Annotated in this window: 13 protein-coding genes and 1 rRNA gene; 6 read left to right on the top strand and 8 right to left on the bottom strand. The window is 31.2% G+C overall.

Features of this window, described 5'->3' with window-relative positions; genetic code table 11:
- The 3 genes from F1Z66_RS15895 to F1Z66_RS16115 all read left to right on the top strand — a co-directional run.
- A 23S ribosomal RNA gene (locus tag F1Z66_RS15895) occupies positions 1-116 on the top strand; the annotation flags it as partial.
- Between the two features lie 205 nt (positions 117-321).
- Positions 322-1,152, top strand: a complete 831-nt coding sequence (locus tag F1Z66_RS12225; protein ID WP_149863909.1) for an alpha/beta fold hydrolase — start codon at positions 322-324, stop codon at positions 1,150-1,152.
- A 53-nt stretch (positions 1,153-1,205) separates the two neighbouring features.
- Positions 1,206-1,514 (top strand): AbrB/MazE/SpoVT family DNA-binding domain-containing protein, encoded by a 309-nt coding sequence (locus F1Z66_RS16115; protein ID WP_201448474.1) that lies wholly within the window; start codon positions 1,206-1,208, stop codon positions 1,512-1,514.
- An 8-nt stretch (positions 1,515-1,522) separates the two neighbouring features.
- On the opposite strand, the gene phaC is transcribed toward F1Z66_RS16115, so the two are convergent.
- The 5 genes from phaC to F1Z66_RS12255 all read right to left on the bottom strand — a co-directional run bounded on the left by phaC (position 1,523) and on the right by F1Z66_RS12255 (position 6,700).
- The gene (phaC, locus tag F1Z66_RS12235) at positions 1,523-2,596 is read right to left on the bottom strand and encodes a class III poly(R)-hydroxyalkanoic acid synthase subunit PhaC (RefSeq protein WP_230207544.1); all 1,074 of its coding nucleotides are present in this window, start codon (positions 2,594-2,596) and stop codon (positions 1,523-1,525) included.
- Positions 2,589-3,170 carry a hypothetical protein gene (locus F1Z66_RS12240; RefSeq protein ID WP_149863911.1) on the bottom strand — a complete coding sequence of 194 codons (582 nt, stop codon included), beginning with the start codon at positions 3,168-3,170 and terminating at the stop codon, positions 2,589-2,591. Before F1Z66_RS12240 ends, phaC begins: the two co-directional genes overlap by 8 nt.
- Positions 3,171-4,314: 1,144 nt before the next feature.
- Positions 4,315-5,031, bottom strand: a complete 717-nt coding sequence (locus F1Z66_RS12245; RefSeq protein ID WP_149863912.1) for a hypothetical protein — start codon at positions 5,029-5,031, stop codon at positions 4,315-4,317.
- Between the two features lie 134 nt (positions 5,032-5,165).
- Positions 5,166-5,642, bottom strand: a complete 477-nt coding sequence (locus F1Z66_RS12250; protein ID WP_149863913.1) for a hypothetical protein — start codon at positions 5,640-5,642, stop codon at positions 5,166-5,168.
- Positions 5,643-5,785: 143 nt separating this feature from the next.
- Complete coding sequence (locus tag F1Z66_RS12255; RefSeq protein ID WP_149863914.1) at positions 5,786-6,700, bottom strand: sulfurtransferase; 915 nt, start codon at positions 6,698-6,700, stop codon at positions 5,786-5,788.
- 214 nt (positions 6,701-6,914) lie between these two features.
- On the opposite strand from F1Z66_RS12255, the gene F1Z66_RS12260 reads away from it, so the two are divergent.
- Entirely contained in the window at positions 6,915-7,226 is a 312-nt protein-coding gene (locus F1Z66_RS12260; RefSeq protein ID WP_149863915.1) for a hypothetical protein, read from the top strand.
- A 923-nt stretch (positions 7,227-8,149) separates the two neighbouring features.
- On the opposite strand, the gene F1Z66_RS12265 is transcribed toward F1Z66_RS12260, so the two are convergent.
- Complete coding sequence (locus tag F1Z66_RS12265; protein ID WP_149863916.1) at positions 8,150-8,383, bottom strand: hypothetical protein; 234 nt, start codon at positions 8,381-8,383, stop codon at positions 8,150-8,152.
- A gap of 193 nt (positions 8,384-8,576) precedes the next feature.
- Positions 8,577-9,224, bottom strand: a complete 648-nt coding sequence (locus F1Z66_RS12270) for a hypothetical protein (protein ID WP_149863917.1) — start codon at positions 9,222-9,224, stop codon at positions 8,577-8,579.
- Between the two features lie 394 nt (positions 9,225-9,618).
- Between F1Z66_RS12270 and F1Z66_RS12275 the strand changes: the two genes are divergently transcribed.
- Together F1Z66_RS12275 and F1Z66_RS12280 are read left to right on the top strand one after the other, a co-directional pair.
- Positions 9,619-9,858, top strand: a complete 240-nt coding sequence (locus tag F1Z66_RS12275; protein WP_149863918.1) for a hypothetical protein — start codon at positions 9,619-9,621, stop codon at positions 9,856-9,858.
- 568 nt (positions 9,859-10,426) lie between these two features.
- Positions 10,427-10,684: a four-helix bundle copper-binding protein gene (locus F1Z66_RS12280; protein ID WP_201448475.1), complete on the top strand. Its 258-nt coding sequence runs from the start codon at positions 10,427-10,429 to the stop codon at positions 10,682-10,684.
- 2,421 nt (positions 10,685-13,105) lie between these two features.
- Here F1Z66_RS12280 and F1Z66_RS16295 read toward each other — a convergent pair.
- Positions 13,106-13,237 carry a hypothetical protein gene (locus F1Z66_RS16295; RefSeq protein ID WP_255437924.1) on the bottom strand — a complete coding sequence of 44 codons (132 nt, stop codon included), beginning with the start codon at positions 13,235-13,237 and terminating at the stop codon, positions 13,106-13,108.
- Positions 13,238-13,855: the final 618 nt, after the last annotated feature.

Consider the following 13,855-nt stretch of genomic DNA (forward strand, 5'->3'; position numbering starts at 1 on the left):
TCCGTAAGGAGAAGGGCGGCCATAGAAGATGGCGTTGATGGAATGGAGGTGTAATTATCAAGCCTTCGGGCGAGGTATTCAGCCTGCCATCACCAATAGCCCAACGCACCTGATTCGAAAAATTGTGGCCTATTGCTTCACTACTACAAGAATATCACACAAGATCTCTTGTCACATGCGTAAAGAAAAATTATAAAGAAATTGATGTTATATGTAACAAAGTTTGATGGTTTTTTATCCTATAATTTTCGTATCAATATTACAATTTTATTCAAAAATTATCTATATTAAACATGGTTAATCATACTTAGTTATTCAACGATGAGCCTGGTTTTCAATCACCATAATTCTGAAGATAGCAAGATGGAGTTCATTGAAATACTGGGATACAATTTAAGATATTTACAATTTAGTGGAATACGATCTACAAAAACCATAGTATTGTTACACGGATTGGGAGCTTCTGCTGAGCGCTGGTCAGAATTATGGCCTTTAATGAAAAAATATAATGTAATAATCCCAGATTTAATTGGTTTTGGTTATAGTGAAAAACCTTTGGTCGAATATACGGTAGATTTTTTTATTAAATCGCTAGAACAATTTTTTGAAAAGCTCAATATTAGAAATCCCATAATTGTAGGCTCGTCTTTTGGAGGTCAATTAGTAATAGAATATAGTTTAAAACACAAAGATTTCTTTGATAGAATAATTTTAGTTTCTCCAGCAGGTACTCTTGAGAGACCAACCTTTGTACTTAGTCAATATATCTTTTCAGGTCTTTACCCCACGGTAGAAAATGTAGAAAGTGCATTTAAAAGAATGGCAAACAATGAAAATTATAAAGTGGATCCGTATACTGTTAAGGATTTTATAAATCGAATGAAATTGCCAAATGCTAAATATGCATTGATATCGACATTATTGGCTATGCGACGGGACCAATCCTTGCAAAAAAGACTGGTAGAGATCTCGATTCCCGCACTGGTTATTTGGGGAAGTGATGATACAACCATACCGGTTGAAAACATCGAATATTTCAAACAAATACCAATGGTAGAAACATTAGTAATGGAAGGATGCGGGCATACCCCATATGTGGAAAAACCAAAAGAGTTTTTCAGAATTATAGAAAAGTTCATTGATTCAGAATGATAATTTGAAACTTACAACATTAAAATAATGTTTGATCCAATATTTAGTTTAGAATGGCAAGCGGCAGTGAAAATAATGAAAAAGACATGGATTTAAAAAAAACCATCGAAAAAACAACTGAATTTCAGCAAGACATGTTACGTCAATTTACAAATTTTCAATATAATGCATTTCAAAATATGTTTTCATCACTACAAGGATTCACAAATTACAACGCGATGTTTAAGACCACAGTTCAAAGCGGAGGAAGAATATCAATTCCTGAAGCCGAGAGGCAGGCCCTAGGAATAGAAGAGGGAGATCTAGTTCAGGTAATCATAATACCCCTTGCAAGGAAGCAGAAGTCAGCAAACAAAAATTAGCAAAAATTCTAATGGATTTTTATCCAATTACCTAATTTTGGTAAAACAACATTTTGAGAGTATCCGCTTGCAATAAGACCAACATGTCCTGTTGAGAATCTCATTAAATTAGTATCAGTGCTAGATACTAAAGTATTTAGCGAAATACTACATTCAGGAGATACCAAATGATCCTGATCAGCAACTAAATTCAGCAGAGGTATTCTAATGTTGCCTAAATTTATTCTCTTTTCGCCGACAACAAGCTTATTTTTAGCAAACAAATTTTTTTGGTAAATATCTTTGATCCACTGCCTGAAAGTTTCTCCAGCTATTGGAGGTGTATCATAGAGCCATTTTTCTACTCGCAAGAAATTTTGAATAAAGTTATCATCTTTCAAATTTTCAAATAGATTTAGATACTTGTTTAAGCCTTGTTTAAAAGGCTTTAAAGAAGCATAAGTGCTGTACAACAGCTCGTAAGGAAAATTTTCATAATGTGATAAAACCTTATCTATATCCATATGTTGTGCCATATTTTTGATTACGGTTTTGTCTTTCTCTGTGTCCACAACCGGTGCTATGGTTATCAAATTTTTTACATTTTTTTGATGAAGTGACGTGTATATCAAAGACATAGTAGCACCCATGCAGTAGCCTTGAAGTGAAACTTTATCTATATTCTCTATACTTTTGACCAACTCTACACATTCATAAATGAAAAGATTCACATAATCATCTATGGTTGTGTATTTGTCAAACTTGTTGGGTGCTTTCCAATCAATTAAATATACATTTATTCCTTGATCTAAAAGATTTTTGATCCAGCTCTTATTTGGCTGTAGGTCAAGTATGTATGATTTGTTAATTAATGCATATACGATCAGTAGTGGATATTTGTACGTTCGTTCCTTGTCGGATTTGTAATGCAATAATCTGAAGAGATTCGTTTCTTTAATTACCTCATAGTCAGTGGTTCCAGTTTCTATTTTTTCAATATCTGATAGCAATCGCTTCATTTCCGCTACTTTCTTAAAATTTTCTTTTTCGTTTACAAAACTCAAATACTCATTATAATAATAATCTATAATCGTCTTAGTCATTTTTGCGTTCATTTATCTTATTCTTGATTTCAAGAGTTAGTTTCTTTATTTCATATAGATTATTGAATAATAAATCTTTTTCCTCTTTTGACAATGATTGTCTATTCAACAAAGGGCTAGAAGCATCGACAAATTTTTGATAACTCTTGTTAAGATCAATAATAACATTAATTAAATTATTATAATTTATTGAAAACTCCGCTGATTCAAACATTTTAGAAAAGACATCTTCGAAAGAATTTATTATAAGTTTTCTAGCCTCTTCAGTTGTTTTCTCCTGTATATTTGAAGAAACCCTTTCAAGGGCCTGGAAATAGGAGTTAATCATTTGAGTGAGATATTTATTGAGAAAAATTTGGTAGTTAATTAAAACATTTCCATACTCTCTCATATTATTTAAGTTAATTTGAGGATCATTCATCAGAGAGATAAACGGTCCAATAGTTGAAATTTTATTTAATTCTGTAAGTTGATTATAAAAATTTTCGAATAATTCGACAAATTTTTCATTAACAAAAGGTAAAGCAGATGAAAATTCTTCAATTTTTTTATTAGTACTATTCTTATTTTCCAATATTCTTTTCACCTCATTTTTGTAATCATTATTCTCATAATTAATAAGATTTGCCTTCTAGTATAAATATTCGATAGACTCCTTAACCATTTACTACATTCAAAATTTAACTGTCAATGATTAAGCTCGTGATTAGTCAAGGGTAAATACGCTTGTGATCATATGCAAATAGCCTCTAATAATTTTAATCTATCAAATTTATTGTAGAATATTCACCATACCTGGACTATAGGCAGTCATATATGTTAAGACATAGCTTGTTTATTTATAAAGAATCAAAATTGGTATTGATAAGAACAAACAAGAGATTTTGAAGCATTTACCATAGAATTATTGAATTATATGAAAGACTTTTTCCAAGGCAGCATTCTAGCACTAGTTTATAAAAATTTTCGAATTATTTCGTAACCTATTGGATAGCGTGATTAAAAGGAAACGATTTCCATAAATTTAGTACCCCATCAGCCTCAAGTTAGTAGGCACTTTTAGAATTACATCATCCTTTGCAATATTCCTGCCACCAAGCCCAACAATTTTATAAGGAACACCAATTCACCTTTTTTTGTGGGTCCGTAGCTCAGCATGGATAGAGCGCCTGCCTTCTAACATACAAATTTTGGAAGAAAGCCGGAAGTCGAGGGATCGAAGCCCTTCGGGCCCGCGTCCACAGATCGAGTCTTCTTTTTGAGTCTATTTTTAAACTAATTGTTTTAGTATCATAGATAGTCGATTAAAACAAAATCTGATCATAAATAAACTCCGTTTGAGAAGAATGAAGAAACGCATTAAAAAAGTATTTCAGTTGTCAATTCAACTTTACAAATCTTTTTTTTAGGATGACCATTTTCCAAAGGACAACATAATGACAATGTTTTTCCTATACTACTTTGTAAAATTTTCTAATATGTGTTGCAATTTTCAATCTAAGAAGGTAGAAAAATGTAGAGAAAATATTGTTAAATAGTTCAGTTATTTATCATCATTATCTATCTCATAACAAAAAATCTGAATTACGAATAATATTTTGCTAGCAAAAATTATCTTATTAAGCACGATATAAAATCAATAAAAGAATCTTTTTCCTATATCTCAAATATTAATTGCAGTAAAATGCAGCCAATAATCTAAGAATATTATCTTTGGATCATTTGTACCTCAATGTATCATAGCCCACAATTCTTTTTCTATCTAATCTTTCCGCGCTAAAAAGCAAAGTCTGGTATTGGATGCTTTTCTTAATATATTCAGGTGTACGTAATCTATCATCATTATATAAAGTAATTCCGTCTACAATAGAGGTATACTTCGCAGTGGTAAAGTTTCGGTTAGTGTCACAAATATCTATCAAGTTACTATGAATTTGATGATATCTCAATTTACCTGGTTTATAAAGTAATCGTTCGTTGTAGCGCTCGACGATGTAATTTTGTTTTTCAAACTGTTCGTCATACATCTTAATACCGTAGACCTCAGGGACAGAACCGCAAATACTTTCGTCATACTTTTTTTGCACAAGAATTGCCTGCAAATTGGTCTTGAAGACATCTTCATCGATAACAGCATATTCATCAGAATCAATTACAATTAAAAAATCAAGATTATGTTCCTGGGCCAATTCCAAATATTTATTTCGTTTTTCAATCTCGGTTAAATTTGGAAAGTTATAATATTTTGCATTTTGAAATGATTCTACCACTTCCCTAGAACCATCTTTACTGGTATCATGGATTTCCTCAAAATCCCTGAATCTTCCATCTATTGCTATTATTATATCGACGACTGGACTTATGGATTTTAAACATCTTCCTAGTCCTCTCGCATCTTCAAAAAAAACTATTCCCGCGCCCACTTTCATTGTCATATTATATTTATAACATGTAATATTGATAACTGATGATCATATCTTACAGTGTTTCTTTCTATCCTTCTTGCAAAATAAAAAAACCACAAGGATAAAATTATAGTGCTTGAGATTTAATGGCCATTCTCCATTTATCACTTTGAGCGAAACAGATTCACTGCTTTAACACTAATATTAATTATCACTAAGAATATGGCCCAGGCAATAAGCGATCCAATCATGGAAGCCTGATATGGTTCTAAAATTCCCATAATCAATAACTGATAATGAAATATTATCTTTGAAATTGAATAAATTATTTCTGAAATAGCAAAAGCAGCCACTAATTTTTTAAAATCTCGTAGGACCTTCCTGCTATCAATTTTTCCACTTATCTTATCACTATAACGTGTCTTATTGTCGGTATAGTATAAATATCCAAAAATGGGAAGATATACTGCATACTCAAACATAAGAGTGACCAAGGAATTGTTAAAGCTACTTTTGTCAAATAACGAATATATCTGAGTAAATATGGCTCCTGCAAAAAAAGCACATATCCCTGAAATGATAATGTTCTTATTAAATAGAATATATTCTTTATATTTAGTATAAAATTCCTTGATCCCCAAATCAGAATGACATGTATTTTATTGTTTAATTTAAACTAACGAATTAAGTCCAAAAGTCTGTAGTTGTTGGAATAAAATCAAGCTACAAATTTAAAAAAAAGGAAGAAATAGCAGATGACGTAGTTGTCTCTAAATCAAGTCACTCATTTTTCTGGTATTTCTTGGCCGGTTTTGGCATGTTTTTCAATGGGATTACCTATCAAGTTTCCCCATTCAGTCCATGAGACATCGTAATTTTTAACATCGGGATAGCCTAACAAATATTTTAATACAAACCAAGTGTGAGAGGATCTTTCTCCAATTCGGGAGTATGTGATAATTTCGTTTTCGGGACGAATATCTTTGGCTTCATAAAGGTCTCTTAATTCTCGAGCTGATTTAAAAGTACCGTTCTCATTCAATACCTGTGCCCATGGTACATTTTGTGCAGTAGGAATGTGACCTGCTCTTTGTGCATGCTCCGTTGGATACTCAGGTGGCGCAGTGATATCTCCATTATATTCTGCAGGACTCCTTACATCGACTAACCTGATTTGAAATTTTCTTCGACTAACCAATGCATTTTTAATGTTGGACAAGTAAACTCGAATTTTTTCATTTGGTTTAAAAGATTCTAAAAGCTTGAAGGTCCCTTCTGTGATGGGGGGCGATTCTTTTGTTATTGGTCGGTCCTCTTCTATCCATTTTTTTCTTCCACCGTTAATCAATCTTACATTTGCATAACCATAGTATTTGAATACCCAAAATGCGAATGCTGCAAACCAATTATTGAAATCCCCATAAAGGATTAATAAAGTATCATCATGATCAATACCTAATCTTCTAATAACTTGGGCATATTTCTCTGGCGATAATATATTCCTTGTCAGGTCATCATTAATGTCCTTCTTCCATTCAAGCAAAGCGGCTCCAGGTACATGGCCTAAATAATAATTTGCCTGAGAGTCATAGTCCACTTCTACAATTCTTATATTCTTATCGAGTAAGTGTTCCTCAATCCACTTTGTATCTACCAATACATCAGGATGAGAGTATTCAAGAACAGATGTTTGTGTCATGTATTTGATAATAAACTTGTAGAATTTCTTTGATCCGCATTGTGATGTTTGGAACAAATCTATGTAATTTATGCGCAGAAATATTACTTTAAACTCGATAATTATCTTTCAAAGTATACCTATGAGACAAAAAGAATGAGCAAATTATACGCCCTTTTCTAAAAATCTACACTTTTAGAAGACAATATCTCTCAATACACGTTAATATTATTGCATGTCTGTAACAAAAGTTGCACATCCAAAACGAACAAAAGAATATCTAAAATCGCGGTTCAATCGACCCTCGAACATCGTTACTATCCAGAGGGCAAAATCCGAGGCAAAACAAGAGTCAATACATTATGGAGCTTCATGGTATCACGGTTTTGTTAGATGCAATGGTTGTTATGATTTTGCTCCATTTGTACACTCTACCACCACTTTTAATCTACATCACAACGCATGTGTTAATTGTGGCAGCCATCAGATAAGTTACTTGAGCACATCCAGTGGTAAACTATTTGGATATCTCTCAAAGAATATCTAACCATATTTTCAATTTAAACAGGCCTAGTCAAAAATGATTGGCTATATCGATGCTAAGGATCAGTATTATTAATTTAAAGAATATAAGTCATCAATTCAAGTCTTTACTTATTTTTTTTGCTTTCCTATAGGCGGTGTCTGCATTTCAAGGTATGTAATAAAATTCGTTAACTAATGCCTTGGCACCAGATTTAATTTTTGTCTTCAGGTTCCCCTAAAGTATTTTGTTGAATTTTCCTTTTCTGTTTTCTTAGTCATTTGGCATTTGATATTGTTGATGCAATATAATTAAAACCATGATATATTGAGAGATCATTGTAATTAGAAATTCACAGAGGATAAAAATTATCATTTATGGTACCTAATCAGGATTAATTTGTAAACCCTCAAGGTGGATATGTTGATACTTTTGATACAGATGATGTCACTATGATAAATAATAATATTCTCTGAATTGGTTTCTGTTTCAATATGCCCCTTATCGGCAGCAGTCCCTTTCGAATTATTTGGAATGGTAGTATCATCACTATTTCAGTCAAGGGTCGAATTCAATATATCCGCAAAGATGTAAAATGCAATCTTGTAAATAAAGGAGTTAAAATTCTGTAGGATTGAAACAAAAGCAAGTTTAAGTCTTGATTTTATCCCAATTCTACAGAACTGCATGAACAAATTTTGCGCACAGTGATTTCACTGCACCAAGATTAATAATACTGTAGCTGAATAATATTCTTATCTTATAGGAAAATTTTGTTATGTAGATGTAGTTTTTGCTTATTCATTTATCTATTTATTTTAAATGTATTGACTAAATCAATATCAATTTATCCTATTTCCTTAATAGATTGTAGTGGAAAAAATTTGAAAGAAATAAAAAGAGTCATCATAGTTAACCCACAGAATAAAAAAAATATTTTCCTTTTATTATTGAGCGTTTATTGTGGAATTAGCGTCTGTCCAGTTCTTTGCGTTTCCTCCGTCAGTGATATTCAGATTGCCGAATCCAGAATCATTATTTGATGGTGGTATAGTCGAAGAGGCGTCCGTCTTATTTTGAGAGAATACGTTTCCAATTCCGCCTACAACTAGGATACCGACCAACAAAACCATAGTGGTTCCAAGGTAAACGTCTTTTAAAACAATCGTGTTTGTCATCATAGTAAAATATTCTGCACCTTATAATACGGTTATTTTATATGCATTGCAGAAAATTCATACGCACTATTGACGCACAATAATTTTACAGGTTAAATCTATCTGAAAGATAATAGCAGAGATTAATTAGTAGGGATATATAAAAAATACACGAAAATAAGAATAATACTTTTAGTTAAAAGATAATTCTGATTGATCACCTAAAATTTATCGATTGCAAATCGTATTGATTCATTCTGTGGTAAGAATGAGACAGTTTTTGAAGTTCACCTAAATAGTTGCTGTATCTCTTGCTAAAACCAGTCTCGTCCGCGTCGAAATGTATATCAATATTGTCAGGCTCCGATATTAATGCAAAACGTGTGAGTAATTGTCTTACCTCGGGGTCATATTTTAGTCGAACATATTCGTTCACAATCACAGACAATAATAATACCAAATTTCTGCGAAGGCCTAAGATATGATAAGAATGTAACAAATTGATTTTGGCATCAAAAGTATCACCATTTAGAGCAGATAATGAAAACTCAAACAAGAGATTCTTTAATGGTACACCCGAACCACTGTCAAGGATTGCTAAATACTTTCTAGGACTTTCAACTAAATTAATTACCGAAGCATCCTTGAGAAATTTATTCAACAATCTTATTATATCTCTAACTCTCAACGTATCTTTTCCAATTTCTAAAATACCGAGTCTAACGGCTATACGATCGATATCTTCAAAATACAACTCGGTATCTATGTCGACTGCTTCTGATAATTTTCCAATACCACCGTTTGAAATTTCTATAGGTACATACTCGATGAGCCTTTCAATATCTTTGAAAATTCCATATGCCATGATTATTGCTATACATTTTACTTATAGTGTTTGATATTTAAGACACTTATGTTGTGTGAAAAAATTTATGAATATATGCAAATTAATACATTACATTATTCCACCACAGGTTTGATTTCAGCTTATTAAATTAACTGATATGGTCCAAAAATTCACCAGCCCGATTGGTTGAGAAAGCAGATTTGCGTAATAGCCTCGCAAAAATGGATTTTATAGCGTATTTAGGATCCCTTTTAACAAATTAGTTGAATAATACAATAATGACAAAGAATCATTCAGTAAAGCTAGTAACCGATATTCCACATTTTATCCGAAATCCAGTCGGACAATTTTTTTTAAATGGTCTTTCAAATGAGAATGAATATTCTTACGACGTTTGGTGGAGGATAAATAATTGAATATCTTTGGACTTGAATCAGAGTATATGATAGAAGCTAAAATCACTGGAAAGAGGGAAAACAGAAATATTATTTACTCATTCGTTGACCCGTTAAACAACTATTTTTTTAGTAGAAAGGAGATACTGTTGGCTCAGATAGCAGCGTGCAAGAAACTATTATATGAACCTGCTTCTCTAGAAGACAAATTTTTGATAGATAGTGAGATTCAAGGGCTAGATTCTTCAATCAAGTAGATAATACTCACCTTTTTGTTGACATAAATTTTATAAATTATATGGGGACTCGAGGACGAGAACATCAACCACAGAAAAAAATCATCAATTGGTATAATAGTCAGTTAAAATTCTCAATTATTTCTGATTAGCATATATTTTCTTCTCAATAATAAATTTGTTTCATGATAACAATGGCACTTGTTATCCAAAATGTATTCATCCGTTCTCGCACCTTTTCTTCTAAATAAATACTAAATCAAACATGTCAAAAAGTCGATTTTTCATTTTGAATAATTAACCAGGTTTGAATACAGGGAAGTTTTAGTAAGTGAATTAATAGGGCGATAATTAATATACGCATAATCTGCATATAATTATTGTAATTCTCATATTTTATCCATAAATATACGCAATATTTGCATATATTTTACATTTTTAACGTATTTTTTAGAAATGTTTATACAATAATTTCAATAACAATAAGGTTATGAATATTTCTCTTATGAATCAAAAAAATCAATCTTGTATAGACATGTGTAACCAATGTGCATGTGCTTGCGAAGCTTGTTGTACGGAGTGCATGTCTATGTCAAATACTGAAATGTCTGGCATAATGGGCCGATGTATGATGATGTGCAGAGACTGTGCTAGTATGTGTATGATGTCTTCAATGATGATATGTAGAGGAAGTGAATTTGCAAAACAAATGTGTGAAATGTGTGCGACAGTATGTGATGCATGTGCAACAGAATGTGAAAAGATGGGTGAGAAGATGCCAGCATGCAAAGAATGTGCTGAAATGTGTAGAAAATGCGCCCAAGAATGTAGAAACATGATGAGCTAACCAACTTTTCTTTGCCTAATTTTATATTTCACGGCTAATTTTGTTACTGCAATTAAATACAAACATCGAACCGTCTTATGCAAAAAAATTGATAGTTTACTATGCTCTCTAATTCTTGAATTAATTAGGCAATTTTTACCCATAATTGAAGTCGTTTAGCTTAATAAAGTAGTTCGAATTGTTTTCAAATTTATTTTTTTACATAGTATGACATTTTACCTTATATGGGCGATTAATAACTTCGTTGTCCAGTGTTTAGCATAGAAATAGTTTTAAGTTTTATTTTACTAAATAAATGAATAAACTAATGGTTAGGCACAATAAACTTCAATTGGGTTTTCATTTTTGAGGACGGAAATTTACGAGATTATAACCTAAATATCCATCCAGTGTTAAATCGTTTAGTTTTAGAATATATACAAAATCCTAGTGGACTGCCATAGTCCACCTAATAGGATTATCTACATGTATCGTAAATAATTTACACATCAACCTGGAGAAGATATTTGAGTATTTGGCTATTTAATTCATTAATTTGCATATTTAACAAGTTATATTAACTTCTTATACTATATATGATTAAGCTCATTAACCAAACAATCCTTTCCATTTCGAATGATATTGTGAATAGAATCATCTGGATACTTGGCATCACAGTTACCATTAACTATTCACAATACCTTTGGGTTCGATTGACAATTTATTATTTAGACTTAATCGATTCTTAGATCAATTTTCTTTGTTTTTTAGTCTAAAAAGAAAGTGAATTAAGTTTATTGACTATGAAATCAAATTTGTAGTATGGAACCATGATGATTAAATAAAAGAATCCTATGAAGAAATGTTACAAATTAAACATAAATAATATATACGCTTATGTTACAGTTTAAACTCGCATTTATTTCTGCAAGAATTCATTATAATGATAGACCTTGACTTATCAAATAAAAATAAGTGCTATAAACACGTTCAGTAATAGGTTTTGTAACTTAATTTCCTTTTTCAGCAGTTTACAGGGAGAATCAGTTAGTTGCCCTGTGGTAACGAATTTTCACTACAGGTTAGTATTAAAATTAGGTTAACAGATCGTAAGTGCATATTTTCTATAATTGTACTCGAAAATTATTTACCATTCACAAATTGCTATTATAAAATGGCTATGAAAGAGAACAAAATAGTAATCAACTCTAACGAAAATGGATGAGCATTAAAGCCTTGGCACCAGAATAAATATGAAGTGTTTCATACCCTATTTACAACATTAAATTCTAACAAAGTTATTTACCTCATCAATCCAACTACAATTATTATTTATGATTGCCTTGACTCAATGGATATGATGGGATTTCAAAGTTAAGGATATACTCTGATTATGGATTATTTACGAAGTAAATCTCATAAACAATAAAAGGCGTAGCCCCTTTTCATCAAATTTAAAATTTCCATATTTAAAAAATTCTTTATAAGTCTGACTAAATTTTACTGTACTAATTCAAAAAAAAATTTCATTCGTAATTTGGACTACCATTGCTCAAATAAACAGTGTCGACATAACAAATTGTCCCCTGTATACTAATCTCTTAATGTGTTCCACTTAATTCAGATAAGGTTGCTAATATATTTAATACTTAATAAATAAACTTCTATTATTAAAAGAGCGTAAATTATTTGTCATTTGGAATTGGTTATTCTTTTTGATTAGATAAACACAATTACCAAATTAAAATATGTATTAAAAATACAATATATGTTTTAATTTCCCTTTATACTGACTACTAGTGTTTTTTAGGCAATCACTTCATAATAAATCAGTTAAAATCATTCAAAAATCGTTTCGATTTTCCTTAACATAGTAATTAAATTAATAATTGATTAAGTTCTTAACGAAAGGTATTATAAAATGAATCTAGTTCTATTTAATAAATATTCAATACTTGTGTGTTCTGGTAACCACAAAGTGGTCATTAATTCACATGTATGAATTTTCGTTTTGTTCTAAAAGTTATCGGGTAGAATAAAACTGCGATCTGAAATTATCCTGAATATCTTGATAATCCATTGTTTTCTAGATAGATGTTCTCTGTATATTCAATTACTATGGATTTTGTTGTCCACTCTTGTAAGATAAATAGTGAGGTTATACTACTCAAACGAAAAAAATTTATAATTAACCGAGAGATTATTCTAATGTTTATATCTATCGACCGGCTTTTAACCTTTTATCAACCGAATTTTATCATTGTTGGATCTAATCCCCTCATTCAAGTAAGGGTATGAAGGACAATGTGGGTCAGTTAGTGATAAAAAAGATAAAATCCAGACCTTCTATTCAATTATTGAGACAGTCCGCAAGACACAAAATAAAAAATAGATAATATCCGAGATCTCGTGATAGATCCTTTTTTTAGACTTTGCCTCTATTTAATAGTATCCATATATGTGTGCAAGGTCTTCGTCAAATTTCTTGTCATACGCATCAGAGTTCAATTTAATTTTACTTGCGTTGATTGAGGAGATATCCAAGGGATCAAATTCATCTATTGGCATTGACAAAGTGTCAAGTTTGAAACGTCTCATAGCAGAAATATTGAGCCTGTTGTATATTTACAATTAGCAGTACGAGTTATTCGTATATTATATGCTTATTACGCACCTAAAAGTATCTTTGAATTTAAAGCAAGTACAAATATCAGACTCTTTTACATAATTCAACCTTAAAAGGAATACTTACTCAGCAATTCGGGACTAGGAATGGTTAGAAAAGCAGATGTTGATCCTATTGGATGTATCAATAATCAAAATAATAAAACAATCTGAAAAGTGGGGTAAGACGATTGGTATCCATTAGATATATTTAGATATTTTTTTGGGATAATTATAAGGTACAAAGTCGAGTGTTGGTAGATAAAAAGGATAAGAAATCAAGCAACTATTATGTCGTGTGTTAATAAAGAAGTATGCGGACCATAAAAATATTATCTATAACTCTAAAATTAACCAATACTGATGCAATTTTATCTTTATAGCCTTTAAGAGTGAATTCTTGGCCAAAGTTTCCAAATACTGACTAAGAGCCACGACATAAATTACAAATAGATCTGCAAACTGAACCGCAATTGTAAAAACCTATTTTCTAAAAGAACAGCAATATAAATGACATAATCCTTTCAT

The sequence above is a fragment of the Candidatus Nitrosocosmicus agrestis genome, from assembly GCF_008389435.1.
Classification (GTDB): Archaea; Thermoproteota; Nitrososphaeria; order Nitrososphaerales; family Nitrososphaeraceae; genus Nitrosocosmicus; species Nitrosocosmicus agrestis.